Below are 18,352 nucleotides of genomic sequence, written 5' to 3'. Positions count from 1 at the left end.
CTTAGTCTGCTTCCGTTGTTCGCTGTTCGGTCACTCTGAGCACCTCTTCCCAACTGGTGATACCGGCCAGCGCCTTCGCGCGCCCGGCATCCCGCAGCGTGGTGTAGTCTTCGCCCAGCTGCTGGATCAGCGTGACTTCGTTTTCTCCCCGGTGGATCGCCCTGCGTACGCGGTCGTCAACCCGCAGCAGTTCGTGGATCCCTGTACGGCCGCGATAGCCGGTGAAACTGCATTCCGCGCAGCCCACCGCCCGCCACAGCGGGGTTCCCGGGGGGATTGCCATCTGGCTGGCGGTCTGAGCATTGGCCGGCTGCGGCTGGCGACAGTGCGGGCAGAGCTGGCGCACCAGCCGTTGCGACATCACCGCCAGCAGCGAGGTCGAGAGTAAAAATGGCTCCACCCCCATATCCTGCAGGCGCGAAATGGCCCCCAGCGCGCTGTTGGTATGGAGGGTGGAAAGCACCAGGTGCCCGGTCAGCGAGGCCTGGACGGCAATTTGTGCCGTCTCGCCATCGCGGATTTCACCGACCAGCACTACGTCTGGATCCTGACGTAAGATCGCCCGCAGACCGCGGGCAAAGGTCATCTCCACTTTGGCATTCACCTGAGTCTGGCCAATGCCCTCCAGTTCATATTCGACCGGGTCTTCAATGGTCATGATATTGCGCTCACGGGTGTCAAGCCGGCTGAGGGCAGCGTACAGCGTGGTGCTCTTGCCTGAGCCGGTCGGGCCGGTGACCAGAATGATGCCGTGCGGACGGGCCATCAGATCGTCGACCTGCTGTAGCAGCGCCGGCGGCATCCCGAGGGTGAGCAGGTCGAGGTTGACGCTGTTTTTGTCCAGCAGACGCAATACCACGCGTTCGCCATAGCTGGAAGGCAGCGTTGAGACGCGAACATCGATCGCCCGCCCGCCGATGCGTAGCGCCATTCGTCCATCCTGAGGAATGCGTTTTTCCGCGATATCGAGGCTGGCCATGACTTTTATGCGTGAGATCAGCAGCGCGGCGAGGCGCCGCTGCGGGCGCAGGATCTCACGCAGCACGCCATCCACGCGAAAGCGAATTTGCAGGTGACGTTCATAGGTTTCGATATGAATATCTGAAGCTTTTTCTTTGATGGCCTCGGTCAGCATGGCGTTAATCAGGCGGATGATTGGCGCGTCGTCGTCGCTGTCCAGCAGGTCATCGCTATCCGGCAGCTCTTCTGCCAGGGTGTAGAGATCCAGCTCATTGCCGATATCGGCCATCATGCGCCGGGCTTCCGCCGAGTCACGCTGGTAGCTGAGCACCAGCAGCTTTTCAAACGCTTCGCTGGTGAGGCGCACGACGGTAATCGGGCCGTCGGCCACCCGCCGGGCCTCCAGCAATGCCTGCGCGGAGGTGCTGCTCAGACAGTGGGCCAGGCACGAGACGCCATCGTTCAACAGCACGATATTGTGGGTGCGGGCATAGGCGAATGGCAGCAGCGGGCGAGGCTCGGTTACCGGCATCATGGGGTACCTCCAAGGTTGAAGGCATCAATGGCGGCGCTGATCTGGCGGAACGCCACGGTATCCTGGCGGGGGTAAATCTGTAGCCGCTCTTCGTTCAGCAGGGCCTCGTTGTTCTCTTTGCCGCGCTGTTTGGTCTGGGCTTCGTTAAAGGCCTCGTACTGGCCGGACGAGGCCCGACGGTAGCTATCCCGATCGCGAATGATCGTCGGGCGGATAAACAGCATCAGGTTACGCTTGGAGACTTTCTTGTTGCTGGAGCGGAACAGGGCGCCAATTACCGGAATATCGCCGAGCAGAGGCACCTTATCGGCGGTGTCGGTGACGCTCTTATCCAGCAGCCCGCCGACGACCACGGTTTCGCCGCTGCCCACCAGCACCGCATTGTTGACCGTACGGGTGTTGAAGGTGGCTCCCAAATCCGAGCTGGTGCTGGAGGAGGAGTCGGCGACGCTGGACACTTCTTGCTCGATCTCCAGCAGTACCGAGTCGCCTTCGTTGATCTGCGGTTTGACCTTCAGCTTGATGCCGACGGTTTTACGTTCCACGGTGTTGAAGATGTTATCCCCGGAGGTGGTTTGCGAGCCACTGAGCACCGGCACTTCCTGGCCGACGTTAAAGGTCGCTTCCATGTTGTCGAGAGTGACGATGCTGGGGGTGGCGAGAATATCGTTTTTGGTGCTGCTGGAGAGCGCGGTCAGCAGCATGGCCCAGTTCCCCTGATAGAACCCAGCGGCGATGCCGTTAAACGAGCTTAAGGCGCTGGACAGCGAGCTGGTGAGGGTGCCGTCCTGGTTGTATTGATTGGCCCCGGCGACCACCGTCGAAATGGGCAGACCGCTGTTGGTGAACTGGGTCATGCCGGCATTTTTGTTGCCCCACTGGACTCCCAGATTGAGGCCGTCGGCGTCCTGAACTTCGGCAATGATCGCCTCAACCAGCACCTGCGGGCGGCGAATATCCAGCTGGGTGATAACCCGCTCAAGGTCGTTCATGACGTCCGGTGCGGCGGTGACAATCAGGGCGTTGGTCTGGCTGTGGGCTTTGATAATGATATTTTTATCGAGCGCGGCCACCGGTTTGGCGCTCTGCTTTTCGCTTTGTATCGTGCTGCTGATCCCGGTTAATACTTCCACCAGATCGGCCGCTTTGGCGTACTTAAGATAGATAACTTTGGTATTTCCCTGCACCGCCTGCTGGCGGTCGAGTTGCTTAATCATGGCGATGATGCGTTGACGGGAGTTCGGCTCGCCGCTGACCAGCACGGCGTTGGTGCGTTCGTCGGCGACCACGTTTGCCACCATCGAGCCGGGAAGGGCGGATTTGCTGGTGTCTTTGTTCAGCTCGTTGACCAGTTTGACGACGTCGGCCGCCGAGGCCCACGACAGCGGGACCGTCACCACGCTGCGATCGCCGGCATTATCAACGCGCTCTACGATGGTTAACAGGCGCTTGATCACCGCGGCCCGTCCGGTCATCAGCAGGACGTTAGACGGTTCGTAGTGGACCACGCTACCGGCACCGGCGTTATCGTTGAGCTGGCGCAGCAGCGGCGCCAGATCGCGGGCGGCGACGTTGGTCAACGGCACAACCCGGGTCACGACTTCATCCCCTTCACCGGGGGCGGCATCGCTGGCTACCGGTACTGCTGCGGTTTTGGCATCTTTTGAGCGGACCACTTTCAGCACGCCGTTATTCATATTGATAACGGCGAAACCATAGACATCCAGTACGCTAAGGAAAAACTGATAATATTGTTCTTCATTGAGCATATCGTAGCTGCGGACGGTAATTGTCCCGCGTACGCTGGGGTCAATGATCACCGTTTTATTCAGGTTTTTACTCACCGTATTAATAAATTCCTGAATATCCGTTCCTTTAAAACTGGCGGAAAATTCTTCAGCCCCGGCCGGTCTGAATAACAGCGAGCTGAATATCATCAGGGTGATGAACATCAGGCGGAAAATCGTTGCGTTTGCCAATTATTCATCCCTCAAAGCTAAATAGATATCTTGTCGCTGGCCTTCACGTTCGACGGTAAGCGTTATTTCATTGAGCTCCGGAAGCTGTTTTAATGCCTGCTGAGCTTGTTGTTTGTCGCGGAGATCAAGACCGTTTAAAGCCACCGCCAGATCGTTTTCATGTAAACCTGATTCACGGAAAAGCGTGGGGTCTTTACCCGGGTTGAGCCGATATCCGCTGAGTTGTTCATTGACCATGACCGCAGAAATATTGAGATAATTAAGAATACTCTGTGGCTGCTGGCGAATCTGGCTGAGACGTGGCGTTTGCGGAGTAGCGGAGGGCGTCGCCGCTTTTTCCGTGGCGTCGTCATTCAATAAAATCGCTTCATTCCGCCCACGGTAGTTCACAATAATACGGTCGGCCAGAATCGCGATAATCCGCGCTTCATTGCCCGGTGTACTGTCGCCAGTCATCAGGCTAACCTGTTGATTCCCTTTAGCCATGATCGCGATTGAGCGTGATGCATCGCTGCTGGTGAGCAGGCCGGTGATCCGCAACTTAAGCGCGGAGAGCGGGGCCTGTTCGAGGCTGCCGTCAGCGGAAGAGGACGGCGATGTTTGCTCCGCGCGGCCAAACAGCGTGAAGCGCGGTAATTCCGTTTTGGCTGCCGGGAGAATTGCCGCAGGTTCGGCAGTGTCGTTAATCTCAATATCGGGAGCGGGGGCCGGGACGATCGTCCGCCAGCTTAATTTAGCCAGCTGTTGGGCAGTCAGTAATAAAATGATGAGCATGACGATTGATGAGGTGTGAGGAATATTTTTTTTATTTATTATTGTTAACCGCATCACAGAAATATATCTTTTTATTTTGTCGCTCATTTAATTTCCCTCGAGGCAGTACGGTCTCCCTACCTGTATTGGTGGGTGATTTTTTTATATTGCGAGCTGGTATTTCGAGAAACCGAACGGGTCGTCGCGAATCATAATGAGTTTTGCGATCCGGGTCGTCATTCCCTTTTTATTTCTACTCCCCCGGCCGCCTACGCCCCCCCATTAATTGTTAATGGATGATTGAACCGGAGAAAACAAAAATATCTAATTGCGGCGCTTCACAGATAAACATCTTTCTTACCCTCCATAAATTATTAAGCATATTAGGGACTATCGAATGCTCAGATATACCTGTAATGCCCTATTCCTTGGCTCGTTGATTTTACTTAGCGGCTGCGATAATAGTTCTTCATCTTCTTCCTCTGGCTCACCTGATAACCCTGGCAATCCTGATAATCAGGATGTCGTTGTCCGTTTACCCGATGTGGCGGTGCCTGGCGAAGCCGCCACGGCGACGGCGAACCAGGCGGTCATCCACCTGGTCGATATCGCGGGTATCACCGGAACGGGCACGGTGGATTACAGCAGTAAGAACCTCTATCTCTGGAATAATGAAACCTGCGACGCGTTAAGCTCGCCAGTCGCCGACTGGAATGACGTCAGCACCACCCCGGCCGGTAGCGATAAATACGGCCCGTACTGGGTTATTCCACTGAATAAAGAGAGCGGTTGCATCAACGTTATCGTCCGGGATGGCACTAACAAACTGATCGACAGCGATCTGCAGGTCTCGTTTGGTGACTTTACCGATCGTACGGTCTCGGTCATTGCCGGCAGCGGCACGCTCTACGACTCCCGCGCCGAGGCGTTCCGCGCGGCCTTCGGCGTGGCGCTTGCCGAAGCCCACTGGGTCGATAAAACGACGCTGTTGTGGCCGGCGGGTGAAGATAAACCCATCGTGCGTTTGTACTACAGCCACAGCAGCAAAGTGGCGGCGAATAGCGAAGGGAAATTTACCGACAGCTACCTGAAGCTGACGCCAACCACCATCAGCCAGCAGGTCAGCATGCGCTTCCCGCAGCTTTCCGGCTATGCGGCGTTTAAGCTGCCGGATGACGCCAAAACCGATGAGCTGCTGCAAGGCGAAACCGTGGCGATTGCCGCGGAGGAAGATGGGGTACTGATCTCTGCCACCCAGGTACAAACGGCAGGCGTGCTGGATGATACCTATGCGTCGGCAGCCGAAGCGCTGAGCTACGGTGCGCAGATTGAGAGTGGCGGGGTCAATTTCCGCCTGTGGGCGCCGACCGCGCAGCAGGTCGATCTGGTTATCTACAGTGCCGACAAAAAAGTGCTGGCCAGCCATCCGATGACCCGCGACAGCGCCTCCGGCTCCTGGGCGTGGCAGGGCGGCAGCGACCTGAAAGGGGTGTTCTACCGCTATGCGCTGACGGTCTACCATCCGCAGTCGCGGCAGGTTGAGCAGTACGAAGTCACCGACCCGTACTCCCATAGCCTGTCGACGAACTCGGAATACAGCCAGGTCGTTGACCTTAACGACAGCGATCTCAAGCCGGAAGGCTGGGATAGCCTGGCGATGCCTCATGCCCAGAAAACCAAGGCCGACCTCGCCAAAATGACGATCCATGAATCGCATATTCGCGATCTTTCTGCCTGGGATCAGACCGTGCCGTCCGAGCTGCGCGGGAAATATCTCGCGCTCACCGCGCAGGACAGCAATATGGTGCAGCATCTGAAAAAGCTCTCCAGCGCAGGGGTGACCCACGTGGAGCTGCTGCCGGTCTTCGATCTGGCGACGGTTAACGAGTTCAGCGATAAAGTCGCCGATATTCAGCAACCGTTCAGCCATCTGTGCGAGGTTAACAGCGCGGTGAAGAGCAGCGAATTTGCTGGCTATTGCTCAAGTGGTTCCACCGTTGAAGAGGTGCTCAACCAGCTGAAGCAGAACGACAGTCAGGACAATCCGCAGGTGCAGGCTCTGAATACGCTGGTGGCGCAGACGGACTCCTATAACTGGGGTTACGATCCGTTCCACTATACGGTGCCGGAAGGATCGTATGCGACCAACCCGGAAGGAACCACGCGCATTAAAGAGTTCCGCACCATGATTCAGGCGATCAAGCAGGATCTGGGGATGAACGTCATTATGGACGTCGTGTATAACCATACCAATGCAGCGGGGCCAACTGACCGCACATCGGTGCTGGATAAAATTGTCCCCTGGTACTATCAGCGTCTGAACGAAACCACCGGTAGCGTTGAGTCAGCGACCTGCTGCTCGGATTCTGCACCGGAGCACCGCATGTTTGCCAAGCTGATCGCCGATTCTCTGGCGGTATGGACCACCGACTATAAGATCGACGCCTTCCGTTTCGATTTAATGGGCTACCACCCGAAAGCGCAGATTCTGTCGGCGTGGGATCGCGTGAAAGCGTTAAATCCGGATATCTACTTCTTCGGTGAAGGCTGGGATTCAAGCCAGGGCGACCGCTTTGATATCGCGTCGCAAATCAACCTGAAAGGAACCGGCATCGGTACCTTCTCCGACCGCCTGCGTGACGCGGTGCGTGGCGGTGGTCCGTTTGACTCCGGCGATGCGCTGCGTCAGAACCAGGGCATCGGCAGCGGTGCCGGGATCCTGCCTAACGAGCTGACCCAGCAGAGTGAAGACGATGCGCGCCACCTGGCGGATCTGACCCGCCTGGGCATGGCCGGCAACCTCGCCGACTTTATCCTGATCGATAAAGACGGTGCGGTGAAAAAAGGCAGCGAGATTGACTACAACGGTGCGCCTGGCGGCTATGCGGCTGACCCGACTGAAGTGGTTAACTATGTCTCCAAGCACGATAACCAAACCCTGTGGGATATGATCACCTACAAAGCCGCGCAGCAGGCGGATCTGAATACCCGGGTGCGGATGCAGGCGGTATCGCTGGCGACGGTGATGCTGGGTCAGGGGATTGCTTTCGATCAGCAGGGTTCGGAACTGCTGCGTTCGAAATCCTTTACCCGCGATTCCTATGACTCCGGCGATTGGTTTAACCGCGTGGATTACGCGATGCAGGACAATAACTTTAACGTCGGGATGCCGCGCAGCAGCGACGATGGTGATAACTACGATCTGATCTCTCGCGTGAAAGAGATGGTCACCACGCCGGGCGAGGCGGAGCTGCAGCAGATGACTGCTTTCTATCAGGAGCTGGCTCAGCTGCGTAAATCCTCCCCGCTGTTTACCTTAGGTGACGGAAGCGCGGTGATGAAGCGCGTTGATTTTCGCAACACCGGACCTGAACAACTGGCCGGTCTGCTAATCATGACAATCGACGATGGCGTGCAGGCAGGGACGAGCCTTGATAGTCGGGTTGATGGCCTGGTGGTGGCGATTAATGCCGCACCTGAAAGCCGGACTCTCGATGACTTTGCCGGTGAGAATCTGCAACTGAGCGCCATTCAACAGACGGCCGGTGACGCTTCGCTGGCGAGCGGCGTGGAGATTGCGGCCAATGGCGCGATTACGCTGCCTGCCTGGTCCGTAGTGGTTCTGGAAAAACCGCAGGGCGATGCCCAGGGGACTGGCCTGCCGGTGAGCAGTAAGTAACGCAGTAACTCAGGGCGGGTTGCAACGTGTTGCAAACTGCGCCAGATAGCCCGGCGTTCGTTGCCGGGCTATCGTTTCAGCGATAAGGAGAACCTGTGGTCGTGCCTGATGAGAAAACCTGCCGTTTGCCTGCGTTACTGGCGCCCGAGGCGGAGGAACCGCCGCTGGTGGTCGGGCGTATGGTGCAGGTGCCGTACTTGACCGTGCCGGTCTATGCGGTGCTGCTGATTGCCCTCGGCTGGTTTGCGGGTGAGCAGTGGCGCAATACCGCCGTGGCGCCAGCATTGATGGTGCCGGTGGCGCATGCAGCGCTGGTTCCGATGACACATCCTGCGCCGAAAGCGCGCCAGCCGCAGCCGGCTCCGTCACCTGAGAAAACGCCACCACAACCGCAGACGGAGCGCATCGTTGAGGATGATAATCTGCCGGCGCTACGCTACAGCGCACATGTCTACGCCTCATCAGCGGAGAAGCGCAGTATCGTGTTAAATGGTCAATCCTGGAAAGAGGGGGAGTCGCCGCTGCCAAACCTGGTGATCGAGCAGATTCAGCAGGATGTCACGCTGTTCAGCTTTAATGGCAAAACGTTTACCCTGGCGGCGCTGGACGACTGGCCAGGAGGCATTATTGAAGAGAGTCCGCAAGGGGAATAAATCGGCGCGAAATAAAAAACAATTTACTTATTTCGGCATTTTATTGCTGACGTAAGCTGGTAATAAACGGTGCGAGCTGACGATTAAATTGGTTGCACTTAGTGGTTTCCGGCGTACTGTCCTGCTGGAGTTGTTGGTACATTTGCGTGCTGCGCTGGCTAAGCGTGGCGTAATCAATATTATCCCATCCCCTTTTTTTACCGACATTCCACGCGGCGCGATCAATAGTTTCATCCGCCGGGAGATCGCTTCGACTGCATTTGTTTTTCAGATAGCGCGCACCGGCCGCCACCGAGGAGAGCTGCTCTAGCTGGGCTTCATTGCTGATGGTGGGACTAAGCGTAGACGAACGGTTCTGCTGGCAACCTGCCAGCGCGCTAATCATCAGAAGCGGAAATATAATGGAAGTTCGCATAATATATTAAACAGGTCAGGTTAACTGGCTGACAGTTTAACAAATATTTCCAGGCTGTCATCAGGAAATATTATTATATATATTTGTTAAGGCGCTCTCATTTTTATCCCTGAATGGCTTAAAGTTTCGCTTTACTTCTGGCCGAATATTACCGGCGACTATCTGAATATAATATTTAACGGCGGCGCCGTTGTTAGCGACCGGCAGCGTCCGGACGGTATGCCGCGATGATGTACTGCCTGTAATATTTTTATGTTATTAAAAAACATAATATTTTCGATTTTGTCACGCTATGAGGGCGTAAAATGCTGGTTAAGCCAGCTCCGGTTTAGTGCTATCCTGTGTGGCCTGGACTATTCGTGCTATGGCCCTAAATTTTTATCAGGCGTTGTGCGTAACATGATGATTTATTTTATGAATAATGAAATTAAGGCTTAAGCTTACATCATGACCACGCTGTGATACTGAGCTGGTCGCCTGCAGGTGTAAGCACCCCCGGGCGTGAATTTGAGAGATATCTTCTTCCTCTCTCAAGAGGAAGCATTGAGAATCAGGCTTTTACGCCTGAAAGTTGCGGAGAAAAAGCATGGCGGGAGATGACCGCGAGCCTATCGGACGTAAGGGTAAAGCCCCGCGTCCGGCAAAACAAAAAGTGACTCGTCGTCGGGTTCGGGATGAGGACTATGACGACGATTACGATGATGATTATGAGGACGAAGAGCCAATGCCAAAGAAAGCAAAAGGCAAAGGTAACAAGCCTCGCCGCAAACATACCTGGCTGTGGTTGTTGTTCAAGCTGGGTATCGTCGTGGCGGTACTGGTCGCGGCTTATGGCGTCTATCTCGATCAGAAAATCCGTAGCCGCATCGACGGTAAAGTCTGGGAGCTTCCGGCTGCAGTGTATGGCCGGATGGTTAACCTCGAACCGGATATGCAGGTCAGCAAAAACGAGATGGTGCGTCTGCTGAATGCAACGCAGTATCGTCAGGTCAGTGCCATGACCCGCCCGGGTGAATATACCGTGCAGGCCAACAGCATTGAGATGATCCGCCGTCCGTTTGATTTCCCTGACAGTAAAGAAGGGCAGGTGCGCGCGCGTCTGACCTTTGATGGCGATCGCCTGGAAAAAATCGAGAATATGGAGAACAACCGCCAGTTCGGTTTCTTCCGTCTCGATCCGCGTCTGATCACCATGCTGCAGTCGGCCAACGGCGAACAGCGCCTGTTCGTGAAGCGCAGCGGCTTCCCTGACCTGCTGGTGGATACGCTGCTGGCGACCGAAGACCGTCATTTCTATGAGCATGACGGGATTAGCCTGTACTCGATCGGTCGTGCGGTGCTGGCGAACCTGACCGCAGGACGGACGGTGCAGGGGGCAAGTACCCTGACCCAGCAGTTGGTGAAAAACCTGTTCCTCTCCAGCGAACGTTCGTACTGGCGTAAGGCCAACGAAGCCTACATGGCGCTGATCGTCGATGCCCGTTACAGCAAGGACCGGATCCTTGAACTGTATATGAACGAGGTCTACCTCGGTCAGAGCGGCGACAACGAAATCCGCGGTTTCCCACTGGCGAGCCTCTACTACTTTGGCCGTCCGGTCGAAGAGCTGAGCCTCGATCAGCAGGCGCTGCTGGTAGGGATGGTGAAAGGGGCGTCGATTTACAACCCGTGGCGTAATCCGAAGCTGGCGCTGGAACGACGCAATCTGGTCCTGCGATTACTGCAGCAGCAGAATGTTATCGACCAGGAACTGTATGACATGCTGAGCGCTCGTCCGTTGGGCGTGCAGCCGCGTGGCGGGGTGATCTCTCCGCAGCCGGCCTTTATGCAGATGGTGCGCCAGGAGCTGCAGGCGAAACTGGGCGATAAAGTGAAAGATCTCTCCGGCGTGAAGATCTTTACCACCTTTGACTCGGTGGCGCAGGATGCGGCAGAAAAAGCGGCGATCGACGGTATTCCGGCATTGAAAAAGCAGCGTAAGCTGCCGGATCTTGAAACCGCGATGGTGGTGGTTGACCGCTTTACCGGTGAAGTCCGGGCGATGGTCGGCGGTGCGGAGCCGCAGTTTGCCGGCTATAACCGTGCGATGCAGGCGCGTCGTTCGATCGGTTCTCTGGCGAAGCCGGCGACCTATCTGACGGCATTAAGCCAGCCGAATCAGTATCGTCTGAACACTTCGATTGCTGATGCGCCAATTACCATTCGTCTGCCAAACGGCCAGACCTGGTCTCCGCAGAACGACGATCGTCGCTTCAGCGGCCAGGTGATGCTGGTGGACGCGCTGACGCGCTCGATGAACGTCCCGACCGTGAATCTGGGGATGGCGCTGGGCTTACCGGCGATCACCGATACCTGGGTCAAACTGGGGGTACCGAAAGAGCAGCTTAACCCGGTACCGGCGATGATTCTGGGGGCGCTGAACCTGACGCCAATCGAAGTTGCCCAGGCGTTCCAGACGATCGCCAGCGGCGGTAACCGCGCGACGCTTTCAGCGCTGCGTTCGGTCATCGCGGAAGACGGCACCGTACTGTACCAGAGCTATCCGCAGGCAGAACGCGCGGTTCCGGCTCAGGCGGCGTACATGACGCTGTGGACCATGCAGCAGGTTGTCCAGCGTGGGACCGGTCGTCAACTTGGCGCGAAGTATCCTGGCCTGCATCTGGCAGGGAAAACCGGGACCACCAACAATAACGTCGATACCTGGTTTGCCGGCATCGACGGAAGTCAGGTGACGATTACCTGGGTGGGACGCGATAACAACCAACCGACCAAGCTGTACGGTGCCAGCGGCGCAATGTCGATTTACCAGCGCTATCTGGCCAATCAGACGCCGACGCCGTTGACGCTGACGGCGCCGGAAGATGTGGTTGATATGGGTGTCGATAGCAGCGGTAACTTCCTGTGCAGCGGTGGGGTCCGTTCGCTTCCGGTCTGGACCACTACGCCGGATGCGCTGTGCCGCCAGGGCGAGCAGATGCAACAGCAGCAGCTGGAGCAACAGCAGCAGAACAATCCGTTTAATCAGTCCGGACAGCAGCAACAGCAGCAGCCGGCAACACAGCAGCAACAGCAACAGCAGCCGCCGAAGCAGGAAAAGAGCGATGGTGTAGCGGGCTGGATTAAGGACATGTTCGGCAGCAACTGATTGTCCGCCTGACCAGGCCCTCTGATGCGAAAGTATCAGAGGGCTTTTTTATTTCCGCACATTAGTTAACAGTCACTTAACCCCACAATAACTGCCTGGTTATTATTTCATCCTTCGGTATTCAGAGCGGCCATATTGCTTGCCTTGCATTCGGCGTTTCGCCTATTATTGCATTGGTCATAATAATAATTCTCGTTTACGTTATCATTCACTTTCATCAGAGATATACCAATGGCGCGTCCAAAAACTGCTCAGCCAAATCACTCGCTGCGTAAAATCGCAGTCGTAGTAGCCACGGCGGTTAGCGGCATGTCTGTCTACGCACAGGCAGCGGTTGAACCGAATAAAGAAGAAACGATTACTGTAACCGCAACTGCTGCCCCGCAGGAGAGCGCCTGGGGGCCGGCGGCAACTATTGCAGCCAGACAATCCGCGACTGCAACCAAAACAGATACCCCTATTCAAAAGGTTCCACAGTCTATTTCTGTGGTGACTGCCGAGGAAATGGCACTGCATCAGCCGAAATCGGTTAAAGAAGCACTGAGCTATACGCCTGGAGTTGCTGTAGGTACTCGTGGAGCTTCCAATACTTACGACTATCTGATCATTCGCGGCTTTGCTGCAGACGGCCAAAGTCAGAATAACTATCTGAATGGTCTGAAGATGCAGGGCAATTTCTATAATGATGCAGTGATCGACCCCTATATGCTGGAGCGTGCTGAAGTTATGCGTGGTCCGGTGTCAGTTCTCTATGGAAAGAGTAATCCAGGTGGCTTGCTGAACATGGTCAGTAAGCGTCCTACTACGGAGCCACTGAAAGAAATCCAGTTCAAAATGGGCACTGATAGCTTGTTCCAGACGGGTTTTGACTTCAGTGACGCGATTGATGATGACGGGGTTTATTCTTATCGATTAACCGGCCTGGCTCGTTCAGCCAATGCCCAACAGAAAGGGGCAGAGGAGCAGCGTTACGCTATTGCACCATCTTTCAGCTGGCGCCCGGATGATAAAACTAACTTCACGTTCTTGTCTTACTTCCAAAATGAACCCGAGACCGGTTACTACGGATGGTTACCGAAAGAGGGAACGGTGACGACTTTACCGAACGGTAAGCGTCTCTCTACCGATTTCAACGAAGGTGCTGATAACAATACCTACTCTCGTAACGAGAAAATGGTTGGCTACAGTTTTGATCACGAATTTAATGACACTTTCACTGTACGTCAGAATCTTCGTTACGCCCAAAATAAAGTTTCGCAGAATAGTGTCTATGGATATGGCATGTGCTCTGACCCGCTTTATTCTAGCAATCCGAGTTCTAGTCCTTGCGCTAGCATCGCGCCATCTGAATGGGGACACTATTTAACCCGTCAGTATGTCATTGATAATGAGAAGCTTCAGAATTTCACTGTTGATACTCAACTGCAAAGTAAGTTTGAGACTGGGTCGGTAGATCACACACTCCTGACTGGTGTTGATTTTATGCGTATGCGTAATGACATCGACTCTTGGTTTGGCTATGCAGGCTCAGTACCACCATCTGATATTTACAACCTTGACCGTAGTGATTTTGATTTTGGTTCACATCCGGGTCCGTCAGGTGCATATCAGGTGCTGAACAAACAAAAGCAAACAGGCCTTTACGTTCAGGATCAAATACAGTGGGATAAAGTTTTGGTTACTTTGGGTGGTCGTTACGACTGGGCGAAACAGGACTCGCTGAATCGTGTTTCTGCTACTGAAGATTCCCGAAATGATAAAGAGTTTACTTGGCGAGGAGGTGTTAACTATCTGTTTGATAACGGAGTGACGCCTTATTTCAGCTATAGTGAATCTTTCGAACCTGCTTCTCAGACAGGCGCAGATGGCAATATTTTTGCTCCTTCAAAAGGCAAACAATACGAAGCTGGTGTTAAGTATGTACCGAACGATCGTCCAATCGTTATTACAGGTGCGGTCTATCAGCTGACTAAAACCAACAATCTGATGGCTGACCCTGCTGGCTCGTTCTTCTCAGTGGAAGGTGGCGAAATTCGTTCACGAGGCGTGGAGGTGGAAGCAAAAGCCGCGCTTTCTGCTAGCGTCAACGTGGTCGGTTCGTATACTTACACCGATGCAGAATACACCACGGACACCAACTATAAAGGCAACACGCCAGCTCAGGTTCCTAAACATATGGCGTCATTGTGGGGCGATTATACCTTCTTTGAGGGGCCTTTATCTGGTCTGACGTTAGGTACTGGTGGTCGCTTCACTGGATCCAGTTATGGCGATCCGTCTAATTCTTTCAAAGTCGGCAGCTATACGGTTGTTGATGCGTTGGTTCGTTACGATCTGGCTCGGGTTGGCATGGCGGGTTCCAATGTGGCTCTCCATGTAAATAACTTATTTGATCGTGAGTATGTCGCTAGCTGCTTCAACACCTATGGGTGTTTCTGGGGCGCAGAGCGTCAGGTAGTAGCGACGGCAACCTTCCGTTTCTAATCACTTAATGGGCGCGGTTCGCCGCGCCTTTCACCAGGTCGCCGCTATGCAGGAACAGACTCCGCACACCGATACCACGTTCTCACTGAACCGCGTCACCTTTCGCGTACCAGGCCGTACGCTGCTGCATCCTCTCTCCTTAACGTTCCCGGCTGGAAAAGTGACGGGCCTGATTGGCCATAACGGATCCGGCAAATCCACACTGCTGAAAATGCTGGGTCGCCATCAGCCACCTTCGGAAGGAGATGTGCTGCTGGACGGGCAACCGCTGGATAGCTGGAGCAGCAAAGCCTTTGCCCGCAAAGTCGCCTACTTACCGCAGCAACTGCCGCCGGCAGAAGGGATGACGGTACGTGAGCTGGTGGCTATTGGTCGCTATCCGTGGCACGGCGCGTTGGGGCGTTTCGGCAGCGCCGATCGGGAGAAAGTGGAAGAAGCGATTGCGCTGGTAGGTCTCAAACCGCTGGCGCACCGGCTGGTGGACAGCCTCTCCGGAGGCGAACGCCAACGTGCGTGGATTGCCATGCTGGTGGCCCAGGACAGCCGTTGTTTGTTGCTGGATGAACCTACCTCAGCGTTGGATATCGCCCATCAGGTTGATGTGCTCGCGCTGGTGCACCGTCTGAGCCAGCAGCGCGGCTTAACGGTGATTGCGGTTTTGCATGATATTAATATGGCCGCCCGGTATTGCGATTATCTGGTCGCCTTACGCGGTGGTGAGATGATTGCCCAGGGCACGCCGGCGGAGCTGATGCGTAGCGAAACGCTGGAGCAAATCTACGGTATCCCTATGGGCATTCTGCCGCATCCGGCGGGTAACGCGCCGGTAAGTTTTGTGTATTGATGGATAAGACCCATTTCCTCACGCGTCGTCGGCTGTTGACGGCGATGGCCCTGTCGCCCCTGCTGTGGCAGATGCGGCACGCGCAGGCTGCGGCTATCGACCCGCAGCGCATAGTGGCGCTGGAGTGGCTGCCGGTAGAGCTGCTGCTGGCGCTCGGCGTGACGCCCTACGGCGTGGCCGATATTCCGAACTATAACCTGTGGGTGAACGAGCCCGCGTTACCGGCTTCGGTGATCGATGTTGGTCTGCGTACGGAGCCGAACCTTGAGCTGCTGACGCAGATGAAGCCGTCGTTTATCTTCTGGTCGGCAGGCTACGGGCCGTCGGCGGAGAAGCTGGCGCGTATCGCTCCGGGGCAAGGCTTCACCTTCAGCGACGGTAAACGCCCGCTGCTGATGGCCCAGCAATCCCTCAACGAGATGGCCGATCTGATTGGCCGACAGCAGGCGGCGAAACGCCACCTGGCGGAATTCGATGCGCTGATGGAGAGCCTGCGTCCCCGGTTTGCTCAGCGCGGCGATCGCCCGCTGCTGATGATCACCTTGCTTGATCCTCGCCACGTGCTGGTTTTCGGGCACAACTGCCTGTTCCAGGAAGTACTCGATCGTTTTGACATCAAAAATGCCTGGCGCGGCGAGACCACCTTCTGGGGGAGCGTCAGCGTCGGGATCGATCGGCTGGCGGCTTACAAAGAGGCGGACGTGATCTGCTTTGACCATGGTAATCAGGCCGAGATGGCGCAACTGATGGCTACGCCGCTGTGGCGGGCGATGCCGTTTGTCCGCGAAGGACGTTTCCAGCGCGTACCGGCGGTCTGGTTCTATGGCGCGACGCTGTCGGCGATGCATTTCGCCCGCGTGCTGGCGGATGCCCAGGGAGGCGCGGCGTGAGATCGCGAATTTCTCCTCTGACGGCGCTGCTGCTGGCGGTGCTGGTGGTTGCGGCTTTCAGCCTCAGCCTGTTCAATCTTCATGCCGCGTTGCCGCAAAGCCAGTGGTGGCAGGCGTTACGCCAGCCGGATATCGATAATATTGCCCAGATGCTGTTCCACTACAGCCTGCTGCCGAGGCTGGCGGTATCGCTGCTGGTTGGCGCCGGGCTGGGGCTGGTCGGCGTATTGTTCCAGCAGGTGCTGCGCAACCCGCTGGCGGAACCGACCACTCTTGGGGTGGCCACCGGCGCCCAGTTGGGGATGACGGTGACGACGCTCTGGGCGATCCCCGGCGTACTGGCGTCGCAGTTTGCCGCGCTGGCCGGGGCCTGCCTGGTCGGGGCGCTGGTGTTCGGTGTCTCCTGGGGCAAGCGGCTTTCGCCGGTGACCCTGATTCTTGCCGGCCTGGTGGTCAGCCTTTACTGCGGAGCGCTGAATCAACTGATGGTCATCTTCCATCACGATCAGCTGCAGAGTATGTTCCTGTGGAGCACCGGTACGCTGACGCAAACCGACTGGAGCGTGGTGCAACGGCTGTGGCCGCAATTGCTCGGCGGCGCCGTCTTAACCCTGTTGCTGCTGCGCCCGCTGACGCTGATGGGGCTGGATGATGGCGTGGCGCGTAACCTCGGGCTGGCACTGTCGCTGGCGCGTCTGGCGACGCTGACGCTGGCGATTGTTATCAGCGCCTTGCTGGTGAACGCGGTGGGGATTATCGGCTTTATCGGCCTGTTTGCGCCGCTGCTGGCGAAAATGCTCGGCGCCCGTCGCCTGCTGTCGCGTCTGCTGCTGGCGGCGCTGATTGGCGCCCTCATTCTGTGGCTGTCGGACCAGCTCATTCTGTGGCTGACCCGGGTGTGGATGGAAGTCTCAACCGGTTCGGTGACGGCGCTGATCGGTGCGCCGTTGCTGCTGTGGCTGCTGCCACGCCTGCGCAGCATCAGCGCGCCGGTGATGAATGTCGGCGACAAGGCGCTGGTCGAACGGCAAAACGTGCAGTGGTTTGCTCTCGGTGGCCTGGTGATTCTGCTGCTGGCGATCGTCGTTGCCCTGACATTTGGCCGGGATGCGCAGAGCTGGCACTGGGCGAGCGGTTCGCTGCTGGATCAGCTGATGCCGTGGCGCTGGCCGCGGGTGTTTGCCGCGCTGTTCGCCGGGGTGATGCTGGCGGTTGCCGGCTGTATTATCCAGCGCCTGACCGGCAACCCGATGGCAAGTCCGGAAGTGCTGGGGATCAGCTCCGGCGCGGCGTTCGGGATTGTCATGATGCTGTTTTTTGTCCCTGGCAACGCGTTTGGCTGGCTGCTGCCCGCCGGGAGCCTGGGGGCGGCGGTGACGCTGCTGGTGATCCTGATTGCCGCCGGACGCGGTGGCTTCTCGCCGCACCGGATGCTGCTGGCGGGGATGGCGCTCAGCACCGCCTTCACCATGCTGTTGATGATGCTACAGGCCAGCGGCGATCCGCGGATGGCGCAGATCCTGACGTGGATCTCCGGGTCGACTTACAGCGCTACGCCGGAGATGGTACTGCGCAGCGGTATCGCGATGGTCGTGTTGCTGGCGCTGGCGCCGCTGTGCCGACGCTGGATGACCATTCTACCGTTAGGCGGTGAAGCGGCGCGTGCGGTGGGCATGGCGCTGACCCCGTCACGCATTGGCCTGCTGATGCTGGCCGCGTGCCTGACGGCAACCGCTACGCTGACGATTGGCCCGTTGAGTTTTGTCGGCCTTATGGCGCCGCATATTGCGCGCATGATGGGATTCCGCCGCACGATGCCGCAGATGGTGGTGTCCGGATTGATTGGGGGTCTGCTGCTGGTCTTTGCCGACTGGTGCGGGCGGATGATGATGTTCCCGTATCAGATCCCGGCCGGTCTGCTGTCGACCTTTATCGGTGCGCCGTACTTTATCTATTTGCTGAGAAAGCAGAGCCGCTAAGATATTCCCCGGCGCCGGGTTCCGTGCGCCGGGGAA

At 56.6% G+C, this 18,352-nt stretch carries 11 protein-coding genes; 7 read left to right on the top strand and 4 right to left on the bottom strand.

Going from position 1 to position 18,352, the window contains the following annotated elements:
• Position 1 precedes the first annotated feature (1 nt).
• Genes gspE through gspC form a run of 3 tightly spaced genes read right to left on the bottom strand, consistent with a single transcriptional unit; the run spans position 2 to position 4,335 of the window.
• Complete coding sequence (gene gspE, locus ACMYSN_RS10570) at positions 2–1,495, bottom strand: GspE/PulE family protein (RefSeq protein ID WP_462497953.1); 1,494 nt, start codon at positions 1,493–1,495, stop codon at positions 2–4.
• Entirely contained in the window at positions 1,492–3,447 is a 1,956-nt protein-coding gene (gene pulD, locus ACMYSN_RS10565; protein ID WP_462498242.1) for a type II secretion system protein D, read from the bottom strand. The genes gspE and pulD overlap by 4 nt, the downstream gene beginning before the upstream one ends.
• A gap of 27 nt (positions 3,448–3,474) precedes the next feature.
• Positions 3,475–4,335: a type II secretion system protein GspC gene (gene gspC, locus ACMYSN_RS10560; protein ID WP_462497952.1), complete on the bottom strand. Its 861-nt coding sequence runs from the start codon at positions 4,333–4,335 to the stop codon at positions 3,475–3,477.
• Between the two features lie 289 nt (positions 4,336–4,624).
• Between gspC and pulA the strand changes: the two genes are divergently transcribed.
• Together pulA and gspB are read left to right on the top strand one after the other, a co-directional pair.
• Entirely contained in the window at positions 4,625–7,906 is a 3,282-nt protein-coding gene (gene pulA, locus ACMYSN_RS10555; protein WP_462497951.1) for a pullulanase-type alpha-1,6-glucosidase, read from the top strand.
• A gap of 179 nt (positions 7,907–8,085) precedes the next feature.
• A complete protein-coding gene (gspB, locus tag ACMYSN_RS10550) occupies positions 8,086–8,559 on the top strand; it encodes a type II secretion system assembly factor GspB (RefSeq protein WP_462498241.1) in 474 nt (157 codons plus the stop codon).
• A gap of 40 nt (positions 8,560–8,599) precedes the next feature.
• Here the strand turns inward: gspB and gspS are convergent, their stop codons facing one another.
• A complete protein-coding gene (gene gspS, locus ACMYSN_RS10545) occupies positions 8,600–8,974 on the bottom strand; it encodes a type II secretion system pilot lipoprotein GspS (protein ID WP_462497950.1) in 375 nt (124 codons plus the stop codon).
• Between the two features lie 586 nt (positions 8,975–9,560).
• Here gspS and mrcB point away from each other — a divergent pair.
• The 5 genes from mrcB to fhuB all read left to right on the top strand — a co-directional run bounded on the left by mrcB (position 9,561) and on the right by fhuB (position 18,316).
• A complete protein-coding gene (gene mrcB / locus ACMYSN_RS10540; RefSeq protein WP_462497949.1) occupies positions 9,561–12,119 on the top strand; it encodes a penicillin-binding protein 1B in 2,559 nt (852 codons plus the stop codon).
• Positions 12,120–12,350: 231 nt separating this feature from the next.
• The gene (gene fhuA, locus ACMYSN_RS10535) at positions 12,351–14,603 is read left to right on the top strand and encodes a ferrichrome porin FhuA (RefSeq protein WP_462497948.1); all 2,253 of its coding nucleotides are present in this window, start codon (positions 12,351–12,353) and stop codon (positions 14,601–14,603) included.
• Positions 14,604–14,649: 46 nt separating this feature from the next.
• Positions 14,650–15,447 (top strand): Fe3+-hydroxamate ABC transporter ATP-binding protein FhuC, encoded by a 798-nt coding sequence (fhuC, locus tag ACMYSN_RS10530; RefSeq protein WP_123757697.1) that lies wholly within the window; start codon positions 14,650–14,652, stop codon positions 15,445–15,447.
• A complete protein-coding gene (fhuD, locus tag ACMYSN_RS10525; protein ID WP_462497947.1) occupies positions 15,447–16,337 on the top strand; it encodes a Fe(3+)-hydroxamate ABC transporter substrate-binding protein FhuD in 891 nt (296 codons plus the stop codon). The genes fhuC and fhuD overlap by 1 nt, the downstream gene beginning before the upstream one ends.
• On the top strand, positions 16,334–18,316 hold the full coding sequence (gene fhuB / locus ACMYSN_RS10520) for an iron ABC transporter permease (protein WP_462497946.1): 1,983 nt from the start codon (positions 16,334–16,336) through the stop codon (positions 18,314–18,316). Before fhuD ends, fhuB begins: the two co-directional genes overlap by 4 nt.
• Positions 18,317–18,352 lie beyond the last annotated feature (36 nt).

This window comes from Klebsiella sp. R445 (genome assembly GCF_051131755.1).
Lineage (GTDB): Bacteria > Pseudomonadota > Gammaproteobacteria > Enterobacterales > Enterobacteriaceae > Klebsiella > Klebsiella lignicola.
The sequence above is the reverse complement of the archived record's forward strand: the minus strand, read 5'-3'. Positions and strand labels throughout refer to the sequence as shown.

Excerpts from the sequence above, each read along its gene's own strand:
- gspS (WP_462497950.1), bottom strand. The coding sequence starts at position 8,974 with ATGCGAACTTCCATTATATTTCCGCTTCTGATGATTAGCGCGCTGGCA.
- gspC (WP_462497952.1), bottom strand. The coding sequence starts at position 4,335 with ATGAGCGACAAAATAAAAAGATATATTTCTGTGATGCGGTTAACAATA.
- fhuD (WP_462497947.1), top strand. The coding sequence starts at position 15,447 with ATGGATAAGACCCATTTCCTCACGCGTCGTCGGCTGTTGACGGCGATG.
- gspB (WP_462498241.1), top strand. The coding sequence starts at position 8,086 with ATGGTGCAGGTGCCGTACTTGACCGTGCCGGTCTATGCGGTGCTGCTG.
- pulA (WP_462497951.1), top strand. The coding sequence starts at position 4,625 with ATGCTCAGATATACCTGTAATGCCCTATTCCTTGGCTCGTTGATTTTA.
- gspE (WP_462497953.1), bottom strand. The coding sequence starts at position 1,495 with ATGATGCCGGTAACCGAGCCTCGCCCGCTGCTGCCATTCGCCTATGCC.
- fhuC (WP_123757697.1), top strand. The coding sequence starts at position 14,650 with ATGCAGGAACAGACTCCGCACACCGATACCACGTTCTCACTGAACCGC.
- fhuA (WP_462497948.1), top strand. The coding sequence starts at position 12,351 with ATGGCGCGTCCAAAAACTGCTCAGCCAAATCACTCGCTGCGTAAAATC.
- mrcB (WP_462497949.1), top strand. The coding sequence starts at position 9,561 with ATGGCGGGAGATGACCGCGAGCCTATCGGACGTAAGGGTAAAGCCCCG.
- pulD (WP_462498242.1), bottom strand. The coding sequence starts at position 3,447 with ATGTTCATCACCCTGATGATATTCAGCTCGCTGTTATTCAGACCGGCC.